Raw genomic sequence first — 17,761 nt, 5'->3', positions numbered from 1 at the left:
TTGTAGGGGGTAAAGAGTCATGCTATTATAAGAAATAAATTGCAATTTTGGGGGGAATAACTATTACATGGACAGTGATAGTATAAGGTACATTATCTTTTTAGGGCTACTCATAGCAGCATCTGGATTCTTTTCTGCTTCTGAGACAGCTTACACGTCGTTGAACCGTATGCGTTTGAAAGAGCTAGCAGAAGATGGAGACAAGAAAGCTACGTTAGCATTGTCTTTAGCAGACAACTACGATACCCTTTTATCTACTATTTTAGTAGGGAATAATATCGTAAATATTTTAGCTTCGTCTTTAGCAACTGTATTATTCGTTAAGTATTTTCCAGTAACTGGTGTTACGATCTCAACGATCGTGATGACGATCTTGGTGTTGATTTTCGGTGAGATTTCGCCAAAAAGTATTGCTAAAGAAAGACCGGAAGCATTTGCTGTAAATGTTGCTCCTTTTTTAAGGATCGTGATGGTAGTTCTGACTCCAGTCAACTTTTTCTTTAAATCGTGGAAAAAACTGTTAAATAAACTTTTCACCTTTGAGGCCAGTGAAAGTATCAGTGAAAAAGAACTGCTTTTTTTGGTAGATGAGGCTCAAAACAGTGGTGGGATCGAAAATCATGAACATCAGTTGATTCGATCAGCCATTACATTCAATGAGTTGGAAGTGCAAGACATCTTAACACCTCGTGTAGATGTTGTTGGGACAGATGTGAACAGCAGCCTGGAAGAAATAGAAACTTTGTTTTTGACAGAAGGTTACTCCAGAATAGTGTTGTATGACGACTCTATTGATAAAGTCGTCGGTGTATTACATCAAAAGGATTTTTATGCTTTTGTCAAAAAAAATGCTGATACCGAAACAAACCAGTCGATTCAATCTATTGTAAAAGATGTCATTTGGACACCGGCAAATATGAAAATTTCTAAATTGTTGAAACAATTACAGTTGGAAAAAGCTCATTTGGCAATCATCAGTGATGAATATGGCGGAACGATCGGAATAGTGACATTGGAAGATATCTTAGAAGAGTTGGTAGGCGAAATTTGGGACGAGCATGATGAAGTTACCGAAGAAGTGGTGAAGATAGATGAGTCTACTTACCGCATTGCAGCTTCTGCCAATTTAGATAAAGTGTTAAGTTTATTTGGTATTGAAGAAGAGTTTATTTCAAATACCGTGAGCGGTTTTGTAATGGAGCAAATGGGCAAGTTGCCTGATGAAGGCGATTCTTTCGTCTATCATAACCTTAAAATAACGGTCACTAAAGTACGGTTCAGAAGGATCCTTGAAACATTTGTCGAATTGATTCCTGAAACAAATGAAGAAGACTTGCTTTCTATGCCGGAATTGAGTGACCCGACCCTTTAATATCGACAAAATTTTGAAGTGCGAATTAGAACCCTGTAAGCTTGCAAAATCATTGTTTTGCTGAGTTTACAGGGTATTTTAAACAAAACGTCAACGGGTGCTTAAACAGATACGTCTTTCTTGTAGAAAGTGCAACAGAGCTTGACATCAAAGGGAAGTAATGGTAAATTGTGAGCGATACCCTACGTTTTTAAGAAAGAATAGGTGAAAAGATTTGAGTCCAAAAAAAACAGCTTTGGCTTGCTCTATTTGTGGTTCTAGAAACTACTCAGCTCGTGCAAGCGAAACAACTCGTGAAGAACGTTTAGAAGTTAAAAAATTCTGTAAATACTGTAATAAGCATACATTGCATCGTGAAACGAAATAATCAAGTGATTTAAACATAGTTTGGAGGGAATAAGGTGGGGAAAGTAAAAAACTTTTTTGGCGGTGTTCGTCAAGAAGTTCGCCAAGTGACTTGGCCAACAGGAAAAGAATTGAGAAAATACACAGTTACTGTCTTTGGAGTAGTCGTCCTATTTGCTATTTTCTTCTTTGTAGTTGATTTTGCCATCACATCATTATTAGATTTATTTATTTAAATTAGATGGAGCGGTCAAGATATAGCTAGCCTTAATACTTGACTAATGGTATAATGAGCACAATAAAGCATCACGCAGAGCCTTCCTTATATGATGGAGAAGGTTTTTTTGTGTGTTTAAAAGAAATTAAACAGGTATAATGAACTTGCCCCTAAAACCCATACAAGGAGTGTTAATAATGGAAGAATTAGAAACTGAAAAACAGTGGTATGTACTGCATACGTATTCTGGCTATGAAAACAAAGTAAAACAAAACATTGAATCTCGTGCAAACAGCATGAATATGGAAGACTACATTTATCGTGTGGTAGTTCCTGAAGAAGAAGAGCATGAAGTAAAAAATGGTAAAGAAAAAGTAAAAATGAAAAAAGTTTTCCCTGGATATGTATTAGTAGAAATGATCATGTCAGACGACTCTTGGTATGTTGTTCGTAACACTCCTGGTGTGACTGGGTTTGTTGGTTCACACGGAGCAGGAAGCAAACCAGCTCCATTATTGCCTGAAGAAGTGAAATCTATCTTACGCAGCTTGGGAATGAGCACTCGTCACCAAGAATTGGACTTCGAAATCGGTGAAACAGTAACAATCATCGAAGGAGCTTTCAATGGTATGACAGGTAAAGTTACGGAAATCGAAGAAGAGAAAGGCAAACTGAAAGTAAACGTAGAAATGTTCGGACGCGAAACAAGCACGGAACTAGAATTCGACCAAGTAGACAAACTATAGAGAGTGAGCAAGGCGTTTTGCTTAACTTATAGGCGTATAAGCAGCCTTGTGCAGCTCGTTTAAAAGAAGAGAGTGGAGCGGAGCGTTAAGGATTCCGTAGAGTTCGTTTTTTACCTTTTCATTGGGCGTTTTTCCCAATAAAAAGGTAAAAACGAACTCATAGGAAGTCTGCTCTGAGCAGCTTGTTTCAGTAGCAAACCGCAAAGCACGTGATCAGTTATGTAAAAAATAACTGATCACGTGCTTTTTTGTACTAAATAATGTTTTTGAGTTTCTTTATATAGAGTGAGGTAGTATTTGCGTTCCCTTTTTGAAAGATTTTATTTGAAAAACGTCACGCAAACCAAATCATCTTCAGCCGATCAAATTACTATTTGCTTAAAGCAAACGAAAAAGAGTTTTCTTCCAGAATGCCGCTTTCGCTGAAGCTGCGTTCTGTAAACGTTACTTGGTTCTGTTGATCGACTAAAATCACTGTTGTTCCAACTGTTCCATAATCCTTCGTCCGAATAAACACTGCCGATGCGGCTTCTTCAAACTCAATAGGAAGACCTGTGTACGGCAGATTCTCTTTCTTAGCCGTTTCTGTATCAGCAAATAAATCAAATAGTTGTTCTGTGATGTCGTTCTGACTGCCTTGTAATTGATTTAGTCCGGTCGTAACTTTTTTGACTTTAGGCCATGGTGTATCTAAAGTAGCATTGCTCAAGCCGTGGATGCCAGAAGAAACAGGTGACAAGCTGCCATCAAAGTTATTGTAATGAAGAAAATGATCTTCAAGTATATTTCCGAAGATGAGGTTGTATCCATCATATTGATCTTTAGTTTCTACTAAATAGGCAGCGTACTCTTCAACTGTTTGGTTACCAGTTAAAAAGTCTCTCACAAGAGTCCCGCGAGATGTGGAAAATGTTTTTGTTGATTCAGTATCATTCGGAGGACCAAAGGACGCTTGTCGACAGTTCGTCAGCGCAGCGAATTTCCCTTGTTTGGTGATGCCGAGCCAAGTTCCTTTTTGCATCTCATCTTGACCGGCTAATAGATCAGGATAATTTGGCCAAAAGTGTGCAGATTTAGTGGGTCTAAGATAAGCTTCGTCTCTGTTGGCGGCAAATAGAAACTTATAGGTATCATTTTGTTGGAGTTGGAATCCGATATTGCACATAGTATCCCCCTTAGCAAAAATAGTTGGTATAAACAGTATACCTTAATAGAAAAAGAGTTGACTAAAAACAGGCTTACTTTTCGTAAGCAAATTTGCCATAAAACTTTATGCTATACTAGACAAAATAAATCCAAGGGGTGAAGCGGAATGAGAGACATCATATTGATTTTATCTGAGATCATGAATCAGATACACGATATTTTAATGGTCAGAGTAGGAATAAACATGACTGATAAACAACTGCATTTCTGGGTTATAGGGTTTATTGGTTTGGCCACTTTTTTAGTTGTATTTGTTTTAGTAAAATTGATTCAATTGTTGAAGTTTCATACAACGATCTTGTCGTTTATTTTTACATTTGTAATGATGACGGTATTTGTATTTGCCATTGAGATCCAGCAAGCTGTCTCGAACAGCGGAAACATGGAATTTGCGGATGCAATAGCGGGATTATGGGGATTTATAGTTTTTTTTGCTGTTTATGCTATGGTTGCTGGTATCTTATATGGTGTGTATCGAGTGAAAAAGCCTGAACGCAAAAAAGAAAAGCTGAAAAAAGACCGCTCAACCCCAATAGTTGAAAAGAATACAGCTTATTCGCAAACTGGAATGAGTCCAAAGCAAGAAGTTAATATAGTAGAAGTGAGAAATGAAAATCCTGTTCGCACTCGAACAGAAGCTAGAAAACAAAAAGAGTCTAACCGACAAAAGTAAAGAGCAGCGATGCTTGCTGCAGGGTTTTGACAAAAAGTCTGGAAAACCGGTTGACAAGCAGTTGTAAGTGTTCTATAATTCCATGGTACGTCTAGGCGTATGTACTAATGTGGGAGGGGAAATATTAACCCCATTCAACCACACCCGGACTAAATCAAGGAGGTATGTCTCGTGGCTAAAAAAGTTGTTAACGTAGTAAAATTACAAATTCCTGCAGGTAAAGCAAGTCCTGCTCCACCCGTAGGACCAGCTCTAGGTCAAGCACAAGTAAACATCATGGGATTCTGTAAAGAATTCAATGCACGCACAGCTGATCAAGCAGGTATGATTATCCCAGTTGTAATCTCTGTATATGAAGATCGTTCATTTACATTTGTTACAAAAACACCACCAGCTGCTATTTTATTGAAAAAAGCTGCAGGTGTTGAATCAGGTTCTGGTGAACCAAATACCAAAAAAGTTGCTACTGTTTCTCGTGACCAAGTTAGAGAAATCGCTGAAACAAAAATGGAAGACTTAAACGCTGCAAACGTTGAATCTGCAATGCGTATGGTCGAAGGTACTGCACGAAGCATGGGATTTGTCGTAAAAGACTAATCTGATTCAAAGCTTCTCAGTATCTCTTCGAGGAGCTTCGCTCCTCGAAGGATAAGTGGGAGGTTTAACCGTTATAACCACAATCAAGGAGGAAAATAAACATGGCTAAAAAGAGTAAAAAATTCTTAGCTGCTTTGGAAAAAGTAGACGCTACAAAAGCTTACTCAGTTGAAGAAGCTGTAGCTTTAGTAAAAGAACTTGACTACGCTAATTTCGATGCAACTATTGAAGTTGCTTACCGTCTTGGAGTTGACCCTAAAAAAGCTGACCAACAAATTCGTGGGGCAGTTGTTCTTCCAAACGGAACTGGTAAATCACAAAAAGTTTTAGTTTTTGCTAAAGGCGAAAAAGCTGCTGAAGCAGAAGCTGCAGGAGCAGATTACGTAGGTGAATCTGATCTTGTTCAAAAAATCAATGGTGGATGGATGGACTTCGACGTTGTCGTAGCAACTCCAGACATGATGGGTGAAGTTGGACGTCTTGGACGTGTCTTAGGACCTAAAGGATTAATGCCTAACCCTAAAACAGGAACTGTTACTATGGACGTAGCTAAAGCTATCAATGAAATCAAAGCTGGTAAAGTAACTTACCGTGTGGACAAACAAAGTAATTTGCATGCTCCAATCGGAAAAGTTTCATTTGACGCTGACAAATTGATCGAAAACTTTAGAACTATCCAAGATACAGTGTTGAAAGCTAAACCTGCAACTGCTAAAGGGGTTTACATCAAAAATGTTACAATCACTTCAACATTTGGTCCTGGGGTAAAAGTTAACCCTCAATCATTCTAACAAACAAAAAACTTCTTGACCTAGGCGATAAGAATTGGTAAAATCGTCTAGGTTAAGAATAAATTGAATTATTACCGAAGACAGTAGGTGGCTTTTGCCTTAATTTCCTACCGAGGATGATATGTCGTGAATACACACTACACAATCTCTATGTCTACGGTGACATGGGATTTTTTATTTGTATAGGGCTTTTTTTAAAAGCCTTAATGGAAAATTCCCGCCAATTGATCAGGAGGTGAAATGTTAATGAGTGAAGCAGCAATCGCTAAAAAACAAGAATTAGTAGATTTAGCTACAACAAAATTCAAGGATGCTGCCGCAGTAGTAGTAGTTGACTACCGTGGATTAACAGTTGAACAAGTTACTGAATTACGTAAACAATTACGTGACTCTGGAATCGAAATGCGTGTTATCAAAAACTCTATTTTATCTCGTGCAGCTAATGCGGCTGGACTTGAAGGAATGGACGACGTATTTAAGGGACCTACAGCTATCGCTTTCAGTAATGAAGATGTTGTTGCACCAGCAAAAATTATTGCTAATTTTGCTAAAGAAGCAGAAGCTTTAGAAATCAAAGGTGGAGTTATCAGTGGTAAAGTTTCTTCAGTAGAAGAAATCAACACACTTGCAACACTACCAGACCACAACGGTTTACTTTCTATGTTGCTATCTGTACTTCAAGCACCAATCCGCAATACTGCACTTGCAGTCAAAGCTGTTGCAGAACAAAAAGAAGAAGTTGCTTAAACCAAAGCGCTACTCTTTTAACGAACAAACATGCAAGCTGATAAAAAACTAAAACATTATAAATGGAGGAACTAACAATGGCATTAAACATTGAACAAATCGTTGCTGATTTGAAAGAATCAACAATTTTAGAATTAAACGACTTAGTAAAAGCAATTGAAGAAGAATTTGGCGTAACTGCTGCTGCTCCTGTAGCTGCTGCTGGTGGAGCTGGAGAAGCTGCTGCTGCAGAACAAACTGAATTTACAGTTGAATTAACATCTGCTGGATCTGCTAAAATCAAAGTTATCAAAGCTGTTCGTGAAGCTACTGGCTTAGGCTTGAAAGAAGCTAAAGCATTAGTTGACGAAGCTCCAAAAGCAATCAAAGAAGGCGTATCTAAAGAAGACGCTGAAGCATTGAAAGAAGCTATCGAAGCTGCTGGTGGATCTGTAGAAGTTAAATAATTATTTTTTAAAATAATTATTACCCTTTACAATCAATAAAAAGGCACGAGTCATTGCGACTCTTGCCTTTTTTATTTGCCCACTTTTGAGTATAATTAAATAAGAGAGTACAGCAAACCGCTTAGAAGACCGTGGAGTTCATCTATTCCCGTTTACTTGGGTGTTTTTCCCAAGAAAAAGGGAATAGTGAAATCATAGGGCTTCTGGTTTGCGGAACTCGTCTAAGAAGAGAGTGCAGCAAAGCGTTTAGAAGACCGTGGAGTTCATCTATTCCCGTTTACTTGGGTGTTTTTCCTAAGAAAAAGGGAATAGTGAAATCATAGGGCTTCTGGTTTGCGGAACTCGTCTAAATAAGAGAGTGTAGCATGGCGTTCAGCTTACTGGATATAAGAAGGATTTGACCAGTTAGCTGCTTTTCCTAACAGGTCGAATACGACTTATAGCTATGTAAGCTGCCATGTGCAGCTCGTTTAGGAAAAGAGCGGAGCAAACAGCCCAACTAACTTAATGAATAGGTTTTTTTATATTTCTACCGCTAATTAAAATAGATAGAACGTATAAGTAAGGAGTGAACAACCATGTCAGATCATTATTATACAAGCAATCCGCATGCGAAAAGCGAGGTCGTTTCTTGGGAGTATACACTAAGAGGAAATGAATTCCATTTTACAACAGACTCAGGAGTGTTTTCTAAAGCGACAGTTGATTTCGGGTCACGCTTGTTGATTGAAACAGTCGACTTTAATGAATTGCCAGAAGGAGATTTATTAGATGTAGGTTGCGGATATGGACCGATGGGGTTAGCTTTAGCGAAAGAAGATCCAAAGCGCATCGTTGAAATGGTAGACGTAAATGAAAGAGCAATTGGATTAGCGCAACAAAACGCTCAAAAAAACAATATTTCTAATGTTCTTATTCATACCTCTAATATTTACGAAGAAGTAAAAGGGACAGAATTGGCAGCTGTTTTTAGCAATCCGCCAATTCGCGCTGGAAAAAAAGTGGTGCACGAAATTCTGACCGGTTCATTTGAAAAGTTGAAAGTCGGTGGCATGTTAATGGTTGTCATCCAAAAAAAACAAGGTGCTCCGAGTGCGATGAACAAGATGGAAAAAACTTTTGGCAATGCTGAAGTGGTCACGAAAGATAAAGGGTATTGGATTATTAAAAGCGTGAAAGAATAAAAACATCTGTCCTTTGAGTGGAGATTTTATACTGCAAGAAGGATGGCTGTTTTTTTAGTGTGCAAACGGTGACGATTGTACACTAATTAGACAAAATATAGAATGAAAATAGGGTTGACTATTTAGGTAAATAAGAGTAAAATCAATAGATGCAGTAGTATCTAAAAAAATAGGCTGTTGATTTGAAATATTGTCCAAATCAATGGGTTATGTATGCAAAACAAAAGAAAAGGTGCTTTTTTGAAAAAAGTTACGGATCTTTTGGTTTTTTTTTGCCTAAAAACAGGGTGGGAATCGTCTTTTTTAGTAAATTTTGCATTTGTAACACAAATGTAATATAAGACGGCATATAAGAAGATACGAATAATCTTTTTTAAGGGGTGAACAGGTTGGCAGGCCACTTAGTAAATTACGGTAAACACCGTACACGTAGAAGTTATGCACGTATCAATGAAGTTTTAGAACTGCCGAATCTGATTGAAATTCAATCAGACTCATATCAATGGTTCTTAGATGAAGGATTACGTGAAATGTTTAAAGACATTTCACCGATCGAAGACTTCGCAGGAAACTTATCACTAGAGTTCTTGGATTACACATTACAAGAACCAAAATACACTGTTTCAGAAGCTCGTGCTCATGACGCAAATTATTCCGCACCTATATATGTAAAATTACGATTGATCAACAAAGAAACTGGGGAAGTAAAAGACCAAGAAGTATTCTTTGGTGATTTCCCATTAATGACTGAAATGGGTACGTTCATTATCAATGGAGCTGAACGTGTTATCGTTTCTCAATTGGTTCGCTCACCAGGTGTTTATTTCAACTTGAAAGTTGATAAAAACGGCCGTGAAAGTTTCGGTTCTACATTGATCCCTAACCGTGGGGCATGGTTGGAATTTGAAACTGATGCTAAAAACATTACGTATGTACGTATTGACCGTACGCGTAAGATTCCGTTGAGTGTACTTGTTCGTGCGTTAGGATTCGGTTCTGATGATCAAATCTTAGACATTTTTGGTTCAAACGAATCATTGAACTTAACGTTAGAAAAAGATATTCATAAAAATGCGAGCGACTCTCGTACTGAAGAAGCCCTTAAAGATGTTTATGAGCGACTACGTCCAGGTGAGCCGAAAACAGCTGACAGCTCAAGAAGCTTACTAACAGCTCGTTTCTTTGATCCAAAACGTTATGACTTGGCAGCAGTAGGTCGTTACAAAGTAAATAAAAAATTAAGTTTGAAAACTCGTTTGTTCAACCAAACAGTAGCAGAAACATTGATTGATTCTGAAACAGGAGAAATCATTGTAGAAGCAGGTACGTTATTAGACCGCGACCAAATGAACAAATTGGAAGAGCACTTAGATAATGGATTGAACAATGTTACTTTCTATCCAAGTGAAGATGGTGTAGTTCCAGAACCTATCACATTGCAAATCGTAAAAGTTTATTCTAAAGAAGATTCTGAACGTGTTGTAAACGTGATTGGTAACGGAAATGTTTCAGAGGACCACAAACATGTTACTCCTGCGGATATTCTTGCTGCAATGAGCTACTTCTTCAACTTGCAAGAAGGCATCGGCAACGTAGACGATATTGACCACTTAGGTAACCGTCGTATTCGTTCAGTAGGTGAATTGCTGCAAAATCAATACCGTATTGGTTTGTCTCGTATGGAACGTGTGGTTCGTGAACGTATGTCTATCCAAGATATGTCTACTGTTACACCACAACAATTAATCAATATTCGTCCAGTTGTAGCATCAATCAAAGAATTCTTTGGTTCTTCTCAATTGTCTCAATTCATGGACCAAACAAACCCATTAGGAGAATTGACGCACAAACGTCGTTTATCTGCCTTAGGGCCCGGCGGTTTGACAAGAGATCGTGCTGGATACGAAGTTCGTGACGTTCACTATTCTCATTATGGCCGTATGTGTCCTATCGAGACTCCTGAAGGTCCTAACATCGGATTGATCAACAGTTTATCTAGTTTTGCTAAGGTAAACAAATTCGGTTTCATCGAAACACCGTACCGTCGTGTTGATCGTGAAACTGGAAAAGTAACAGAGCACATTGATTATTTAACAGCTGACGAAGAAGATAATTACGTTATCGCCCAAGCCAATGCTTTGTTAAATGAAGATGGTACATTTACGAATGATATCGTTCTGGCTCGTTACAAAGACGAAAACTTGGAGATGTCTGTGTCTCGCGTAGACTATATGGACGTTTCTCCTAAACAAGTAGTTGCTGTTGCGACAGCTTGTATTCCTTTCTTGGAAAACGATGACTCCAACCGTGCCTTGATGGGTGCCAACATGCAGCGTCAAGCTGTACCGTTGATCAAACCAGATGCTCCTCTAGTAGGAACTGGTATGGAACACGTAACAGCAAGAGACTCTGGAGCAGCTATGATTTGTAAAAACGACGGGATCGTTGAGTATGTAGATGCTGATCAAATCCGCGTTCGTCGCGACAATGGCGCTTTAGACAAATATTCTATTATCAAATTCCAACGTTCTAACTCAGGTACTTCTTATAACCAAAATCCGATCGTTGCTAAAGGCGACCGTGTAGATAAAGGTGAAATTTTAGCAGATGGTCCATCAATGGATCAAGGCGAAATGGCACTTGGTCAAAACCCGGTAGTTGCTTTCATGACTTACGATGGATACAACTTTGAGGATGCTATCATTATGAGTGAGCGTTTAGTAAAAGACGACGTTTATACTTCGATCCATATTGAAGAATATGAATCAGAAGCTCGTGATACAAAACTTGGACCTGAAGAAATTACTCGTGAACTTCCAAACGTCGGTGATGACGCTTTGAGAAACTTGAACGAAATGGGTATTATCCGTATCGGTGCTGAAGTAAAAGATGGCGACTTATTAGTAGGTAAAGTGACTCCTAAAGGGGTAACTGAATTATCTGCTGAAGAACGCTTGCTGCATGCGATTTTTGGAGAAAAAGCCCGTGAAGTTAGAGATACTTCATTACGCGTACCTCATGGTGGCGGCGGAATCGTTCATGACGTTAAGATCTTTACTCGTGAAGCCGGCGATGAATTATCACCAGGTGTAAATATGTTAGTTCGTGTTTATATCGTTCAAAAACGTAAAATCAACGTTGGGGATAAAATGGCTGGGCGTCATGGTAACAAAGGGGTAGTTTCTCTGATCTTACCTGAAGAAGATATGCCGTTCTTACCAGATGGTACACCAGTTGATATCATGTTGAATCCACTAGGGGTTCCTTCTCGTATGAACATTGGACAAGTATTCGAAACACATATGGGTATGGCTGCTCGTCGTTTAGGTATTCGTATCGCAACTCCAGTATTTGATGGAGTTCGTGAAGAAGACTTGTGGGCTACTGTTAAAGAAGCCGGTATGGCAGCAGATGCTAAGACAGTATTGTATGATGGACGTACAGGTGAACCATTTGATAACCGCGTAACCGTTGGGGTTATGTACATGATCAAATTGGCTCACATGGTTGACGACAAATTACATGCTCGTTCTACTGGACCATACTCTCTTGTTACACAACAACCATTGGGTGGTAAAGCTCAATTCGGTGGACAACGTTTTGGTGAGATGGAAGTTTGGGCTCTTGAAGCTTATGGAGCTGCTTATACTTTACAAGAAATCTTAACGTACAAATCCGATGATGTTGTTGGACGTGTGAAAACTTATGAAGCAATCGTTAAAGGCGAACCGATTCCGACTCCTGGTGTTCCTGAATCTTTCCGTGTATTAGTTAAAGAGTTGCAATCTCTTGGATTAGACATGAAAGTATTGAACGCAAAAGATGAAGAAATTGAATTACGCGATATGGACGATGACGATGATATCGGTACTGTTGATGCATTGAGCAAATATGCTGAAGAACAAGAAAGAGTTAGACAAGAACAAGAAACTGAATAAATGCTGAAAAGAGTTGGTTTCAAAGCCGAGACCAACTCTGCATCTTATTCATTAAGTACGAAACAATCCGAGCAGTTAGGGCAGCTCAACAAATAAAGGGAGGTTGGCCCCTTGATAGACGTTAATAATTTTGAAAGTATGCAAATAGGTTTGGCTTCTTCTGATAAAATCCGCAGTTGGTCTTATGGTGAAGTTAAAAAACCGGAAACAATCAATTACCGGACGCTGAAACCTGAACGTGATGGTTTATTCTGCGAGCGCATCTTCGGCCCATCTAAAGACTGGGAATGTGCCTGTGGTAAATACAAACGTATCCGTTATAAAGGAATCGTTTGTGACCGTTGTGGTGTTGAAGTTACTCGTTCAAAAGTACGTCGTGAACGTATGGGACACATCGAATTAGCAGCACCAGTAACACATATTTGGTACTTTAAAGGTATCCCAAGCAGAATGGGTCTTGTTTTAGACATGAGTCCTCGTGCTCTAGAAGAAATCATTTATTTTGCTTCTTATGTTGTTATTGAAGCGGGTAATACACCGCTTGAAAAGAAACAATTGCTGACTGAAAGAGAATATCGTGAAAAACGTGCTCAATACGGTAATGAATTCAAAGCCGGTATGGGTGCTGAAGCAATCAAACAATTGTTAGATGATGTAAAGCTAGAAAAAGAAGTTGCTGAATTAAAAGAAGAATTAAATACTGCGACTGGACAAAAGAGAACTCGTGCTATCCGTCGTCTGGATATTATGGAAGCTTTCAGTTTATCTGGTAACGATCCTACGTGGATGGTAATGGACGTTGTTCCAGTTATTCCGCCAGAAATTCGCCCAATGGTTCAATTAGAAGGTGGACGCTTTGCAACAAGTGACTTGAATGACTTGTACCGCCGAGTAATCAACCGTAACAACCGTTTGAAACGTTTATTAGACTTAAACGCGCCAAACATCATTGTTCAAAATGAGAAACGTATGCTTCAAGAAGCAGTAGATGCGTTGATCGATAATGGTCGTCGTGGCCGTCCAGTAACTGGACCAGGTAACCGTCCATTGAAATCACTTTCTCACATGTTGAAAGGGAAACAAGGTCGTTTCCGTCAAAACTTGCTGGGTAAACGTGTTGACTATTCAGGTCGTTCAGTTATCGTTGTTGGTCCAACATTAAAAATGTACCAATGTGGATTGCCGAAAGAAATGGCTGTTGAATTATTCAAACCTTTCGTTATGAGAGAATTAGTTGAACGCGGAATCGCAAACAACATCAAAAATGCTAAACGTAAAATCGAACGTCAAGATGAAGACATTTGGGATGTATTGGAAGAAGTTATTCGTGAACATCCAGTTCTATTGAACCGCGCACCGACACTTCATAGATTAGGTATTCAAGCATTTGAACCAATCTTGGTCGAAGGTAAAGCGATTCGTCTGCATCCATTAGTATGTGAAGCTTATAACGCCGATTTTGATGGGGACCAAATGGCTGTCCATGTTCCATTAAGCGACGCTGCTCAAGCTGAAGCACGTATTTTGATGTTAGGTGCACAAAACATCTTGAACCCTAAAGATGGTAAGCCAGTTGTTACTCCTTCTCAAGATATGGTTTTAGGTAACTACTACTTGACGATGGAAGAAGAAGGTCGTGAAGGCGAAGGAATGGTGTTCAGCAGTATCGAAGAAGCTGAAATAGCATATCAACAAGGATATGTTCACTTGCACTCTAGAGTGGGTATCCAAGTTTCAGATATTAAAAACAAACCATTTACCGAATGGCAACGCGATAAAGTATTGATTACCACTGTTGGTAAATTGATTTTTAACCAAATCATGCCTGTAGAATTCCCTTACTTGAACGAACCAACACAAGTAAACTTAGAAGTGCAAACACCAGATAAATACTTCGTTGAATATGGAACAGACATTCCAGCATTTATCGCTGAACAAGAGTTAGTTAAACCGTTCAAGAAGAAAAATCTTGGAAACATCATTGCTGAAGTATTCAAACGATTCAAAGTCGCTGAAACTTCAAAAATGTTGGACAGAATGAAAAACTTGGGATACAAACATTCAACAAAATCTGGTATTACAGTAGGTATCGCCGATATCGCTGTATTAAAAGAAAAAGAAGAAATTTTAGATGACGCTCACAAACAAGTTGAGAAAGTTACTAAACAGTTCCGTCGTGGTTTGATCACTGACGAAGAACGCTACACTAAAGTTATTGATATCTGGAATGCTGCTAAAGACACTATCCAACAAAAATTAATGGAAGTGTTGGACGACAGAAACCCTATCTTTATGATGAGTGACTCTGGAGCCCGTGGTAACATCTCCAACTTTACTCAGTTAGCTGGTATGCGTGGATTGATGGCTGCTCCGAACGGACAAATCATGGAATTACCGATCACTTCAAACTTCCGTGAAGGTCTAAGCGTTATGGAAATGTTTATCTCTACCCATGGGGCTCGTAAAGGTATGACCGATACAGCCTTGAAGACAGCCGACTCTGGTTACTTGACTCGTCGTTTAGTTGACGTTGCTCAAGATGTTATTATTCGTGAAACTGATTGTCATACTGACCGTGGTTTAGTTGTTCGCGCTATTGTGAACGGCAACGAAGTTATCGAACCTCTTGAAGAACGTTTGATTGGTCGTTACACGAACAAATCTGTTATTCACCCTGAAACTGGTGAAGTGATTGTTGGTAGAAACGAATTGATCACAGAACCATTATCAAAAGTTATTTTAGATGCTGGTATCAAAGAAGTAACGATCCGTTCTGCATTTACGTGTAACACTCCTCACGGGGTATGTAAATTCTGTTATGGACGCAACTTGGCTACTGGTAGCGAAGTTGAAGTTGGAGAAGCAGTTGGAACAATCGCCGCTCAATCAATCGGTGAGCCGGGTACTCAGTTAACAATGCGTACTTTCCATACTGGTGGGGTTGCCGGAGACGATATTACTCAAGGTCTTCCTCGTATCCAAGAGATCTTCGAAGCTCGTCATCCAAAAGGACGTGCTACTATTACTGAAGTTACCGGTGAAGTTGTCTCTATTGAAGACAAACAAGCTGAGCGTATTAAAGAAGTAACGATCAAAGGTGCAACAGATACACGTACCTACACTGTTCCTTACACTTCTCGTATGCAAATAGCTGAAGGGGATATCGTTCAACGCGGACAAGCCTTGATTCAAGGTTCTATTGATCCGAAAGAATTGATCGACATTAGTGATGTGTTGACGGTCGAAAACTATATGTTAGCCGAAGTTCAAAAAGTATACCGTATGCAAGGGGTAGAAATTGGGGACAAACATATCGAAGTTATGGTTCGTCAAATGTTGCGTAAAGTTCGAGTTCTTGACCCAGGTGATACTGATTTATTGCCAGGTGCTAAGATCGATATCGCTGAATTTACTGAGAAAAACAAAGCAGTCTTAACGACTGGCGGTCTGCCAGCTACAAGTCGTCCTGTATTGCTTGGAATAACAAAAGCATCACTTGAAACAAATAGTTTCTTGTCTGCTGCATCATTCCAAGAAACAACTCGCGTCTTGACAGATGCTGCTATCCGCGGTAAACGTGACCCATTATTAGGATTGAAAGAAAATGTTATCATCGGTAAGATTATTCCAGCTGGTACAGGAATGCGCAAATACCGTAAGATGGATCCTAAAGGAATTGGCGTTGTAAGCGAAAATGTTTACAGTATCAATGATTTAGAAACAGAAACTCCTACAGAATTTTAATGGATCATAAAAAGCCAAGCGACTAGACTTTATGTCTAGCTGCTTGGCTTTTTTGCTTTATATCAAAAAGTTATAGGGACTTGAATCGATGTATTTTTGTAATAGTTTAAAAAAATGTACTATTCGCAGGAATTATATTTGTTAAAAAAGAGAAAGATCAAGTGATTGACTGGCTTCGATGGAAAGTCTCGCGGTAATACTCTTCAATCAGAACAGCGGTTTCTTCAATGGAGCGATTTTCAACATCAATCGTCAAAATTTCTAAGCGGTCGAATAAGTCAACAGCAGCAGCTAATTCTTGTTTGATTCGAGCTTCATCGGCATATAAACTATTTTTTTGCAGACCTAAAGAGGCTAAGCGAGCTTGTCGAACTTTTGATAAAGTGCTGGATGTTGTAGTCAGCCCGATGATTTTTTCGGATGGAACTTTAAACAGTTCTTCAGGGATTTGAGCTTCTGGAATAATCGGTATATTGACGACTTTATATCCAAGGTTTGCTAAGTATAGACTTAAAGGCGTTTTAGAAGTTCTGGAGACGCCTAATAAAATAATATCGGCTTTTAGAATACCCCGAGGTTCTTTACCATCGTCGTAACGAACAGCGAATTCCATAGCCGAAACTCTATTGAAGTAACTTGCATTTAATTTATGCAACGCACCTGGCTGTTGAATCGAACTGGTTTCGAAATGTTCCTCCATCGATTTCGTCAAAGGAGACATCAAATCAACATGATATAAAGCTGATTTTTCTGAGAAACGCTCAACATACTTGATCAGTTCTTTATTGACTAAGGTCGTAACAATCAATGCACGTTCTTTTTCAGCATCAATTAAAATGTCTTCTATTTGATCTATTTCAGTTATAAAGGGGAAGCGCTTTAATTCAGCAGTATCTAAATTAGGAAACTGAGCTAAAACTGCTGAAGTAAGAGTTTTAGCTGTTCCGCCAACGGAATCAGAAATAATGTAAATGGGTTTGGTAGAGTTTTCCATGATTTATATCTCCTTTAAATCTTTAGTAGCATCATTACCTGTGTGAATGAAATGATGCAGAATACGTGTTTTAGTCACTTTACCTACTACACGGTTAGAATCTGCTGACTCTAAAACTGGTAAAGAATCCACCTGATGTTGCATCAGTAAATTACCTGCTTCTAAAATGGTCCATTCAGGTGTGATCGTGAAAATATTCGGCATCCGAGTCATAATCATTGCCACAGGAGTTTTTTCTGCTTGGGCATTGCCAATCATAAAACGTAAAAAATCTTTTCTTGAAATCACACCTAATAATTCTTGATTCTCATTTTTAACATACAACGACCCTACATCATACATGAACAGATTGGTTGCTGCATCGTATATTGAAAGATCTGGGGTGACCATTATAGGTGGTAACATGACTTCTTTTACAGAAACTTCGTACATTTTTTCGAAAAGCAACGGTTTAAGACTTTGTCCACTGTAAAAATATCCAACTTTTGGACGGGCATCGAGTATTCCTGTCATCGTTAATACGGAAAAATCGCTTCTCAAAGTAGCTCTGCTCAAACCCAGGTGTTGTGCAATTTTATCTCCGCTGACTGGTTCGTTTTCTTTTACGATTTCAATGATTTTTAATTGTCTTTCAGTTAGTTTCATCAGTATGTCCCTCATTTATTAAGATGATTTTATTATATATAACACACTATTCAAAATCAATACTTGAAATAAAGTACTTGACTACGTAATGTGTTACACTATATAATCTTTTTAAG

15 protein-coding genes and 1 other annotated feature are annotated in these 17,761 nt (G+C 38.8%); of the genes, 12 read left to right on the top strand and 3 right to left on the bottom strand.

Annotated features, from left to right (window positions below; translation table 11 throughout):
• Window positions 1–67: 67 nt before the first annotated feature.
• The 4 genes from ACE025_RS07295 to nusG all read left to right on the top strand — a co-directional run bounded on the left by ACE025_RS07295 (window position 68) and on the right by nusG (window position 2,680).
• Window positions 68–1,372, top strand: a complete 1,305-nt coding sequence (locus ACE025_RS07295; RefSeq protein ID WP_485938915.1) for an HlyC/CorC family transporter — start codon at window positions 68–70, stop codon at window positions 1,370–1,372.
• A 214-nt stretch (window positions 1,373–1,586) separates the two neighbouring features.
• Window positions 1,587–1,739: a 50S ribosomal protein L33 gene (gene rpmG / locus ACE025_RS07290; RefSeq protein ID WP_485938913.1), complete on the top strand. Its 153-nt coding sequence runs from the start codon at window positions 1,587–1,589 to the stop codon at window positions 1,737–1,739.
• A gap of 34 nt (window positions 1,740–1,773) precedes the next feature.
• Complete coding sequence (gene secE, locus ACE025_RS07285) at window positions 1,774–1,953, top strand: preprotein translocase subunit SecE (protein ID WP_485938911.1); 180 nt, start codon at window positions 1,774–1,776, stop codon at window positions 1,951–1,953.
• A 178-nt stretch (window positions 1,954–2,131) separates the two neighbouring features.
• Window positions 2,132–2,680: a transcription termination/antitermination protein NusG gene (gene nusG, locus ACE025_RS07280; RefSeq protein ID WP_485938909.1), complete on the top strand. Its 549-nt coding sequence runs from the start codon at window positions 2,132–2,134 to the stop codon at window positions 2,678–2,680.
• A 370-nt stretch (window positions 2,681–3,050) separates the two neighbouring features.
• Here nusG and ACE025_RS07275 read toward each other — a convergent pair whose 3' ends face one another.
• Window positions 3,051–3,845 (bottom strand): NRDE family protein, encoded by a 795-nt coding sequence (locus tag ACE025_RS07275; RefSeq protein ID WP_485938907.1) that lies wholly within the window; start codon window positions 3,843–3,845, stop codon window positions 3,051–3,053.
• Between the two features lie 147 nt (window positions 3,846–3,992).
• Between ACE025_RS07275 and ACE025_RS07270 the strand changes: the two genes are divergently transcribed.
• From ACE025_RS07270 to rpoC, 8 genes are all read left to right on the top strand, one after another.
• Entirely contained in the window at window positions 3,993–4,559 is a 567-nt protein-coding gene (locus tag ACE025_RS07270; protein WP_485938905.1) for a hypothetical protein, read from the top strand.
• 171 nt (window positions 4,560–4,730) lie between these two features.
• Window positions 4,731–5,156, top strand: a complete 426-nt coding sequence (gene rplK / locus ACE025_RS07265) for a 50S ribosomal protein L11 (protein WP_143084252.1) — start codon at window positions 4,731–4,733, stop codon at window positions 5,154–5,156.
• Window positions 5,157–5,257: 101 nt separating this feature from the next.
• Window positions 5,258–5,947: a 50S ribosomal protein L1 gene (gene rplA, locus ACE025_RS07260; protein WP_485938903.1), complete on the top strand. Its 690-nt coding sequence runs from the start codon at window positions 5,258–5,260 to the stop codon at window positions 5,945–5,947.
• A 56-nt stretch (window positions 5,948–6,003) separates the two neighbouring features.
• Window positions 6,004–6,133, top strand: a sequence feature (ribosomal protein L10 leader region).
• A 60-nt stretch (window positions 6,134–6,193) separates the two neighbouring features.
• Window positions 6,194–6,694 carry a 50S ribosomal protein L10 gene (gene rplJ / locus ACE025_RS07255; protein ID WP_485938901.1) on the top strand — a complete coding sequence of 167 codons (501 nt, stop codon included), beginning with the start codon at window positions 6,194–6,196 and terminating at the stop codon, window positions 6,692–6,694.
• A 77-nt stretch (window positions 6,695–6,771) separates the two neighbouring features.
• Complete coding sequence (gene rplL / locus ACE025_RS07250; protein ID WP_485938899.1) at window positions 6,772–7,140, top strand: 50S ribosomal protein L7/L12; 369 nt, start codon at window positions 6,772–6,774, stop codon at window positions 7,138–7,140.
• Between the two features lie 578 nt (window positions 7,141–7,718).
• A complete protein-coding gene (locus tag ACE025_RS07245; RefSeq protein ID WP_485938897.1) occupies window positions 7,719–8,324 on the top strand; it encodes a class I SAM-dependent methyltransferase in 606 nt (201 codons plus the stop codon).
• A gap of 380 nt (window positions 8,325–8,704) precedes the next feature.
• Window positions 8,705–12,262: a DNA-directed RNA polymerase subunit beta gene (gene rpoB / locus ACE025_RS07240; RefSeq protein WP_485938895.1), complete on the top strand. Its 3,558-nt coding sequence runs from the start codon at window positions 8,705–8,707 to the stop codon at window positions 12,260–12,262.
• A 111-nt stretch (window positions 12,263–12,373) separates the two neighbouring features.
• A complete protein-coding gene (rpoC, locus tag ACE025_RS07235; RefSeq protein WP_485938893.1) occupies window positions 12,374–16,006 on the top strand; it encodes a DNA-directed RNA polymerase subunit beta' in 3,633 nt (1,210 codons plus the stop codon).
• 157 nt (window positions 16,007–16,163) lie between these two features.
• Here the strand turns inward: rpoC and ACE025_RS07230 are convergent, their stop codons facing one another.
• Together ACE025_RS07230 and ccpN are read right to left on the bottom strand one after the other, a co-directional pair.
• A complete protein-coding gene (locus ACE025_RS07230; protein WP_485938891.1) occupies window positions 16,164–17,000 on the bottom strand; it encodes a pyruvate, water dikinase regulatory protein in 837 nt (278 codons plus the stop codon).
• Between the two features lie 3 nt (window positions 17,001–17,003).
• Window positions 17,004–17,645 carry a transcriptional regulator CcpN gene (ccpN, locus tag ACE025_RS07225; protein ID WP_485938889.1) on the bottom strand — a complete coding sequence of 214 codons (642 nt, stop codon included), beginning with the start codon at window positions 17,643–17,645 and terminating at the stop codon, window positions 17,004–17,006.
• Window positions 17,646–17,761: the final 116 nt, after the last annotated feature.

Source organism: Desemzia sp. AGC72 (assembly GCF_057334175.1).
This window is presented reverse-complemented; position numbering and strand designations above follow the sequence as displayed.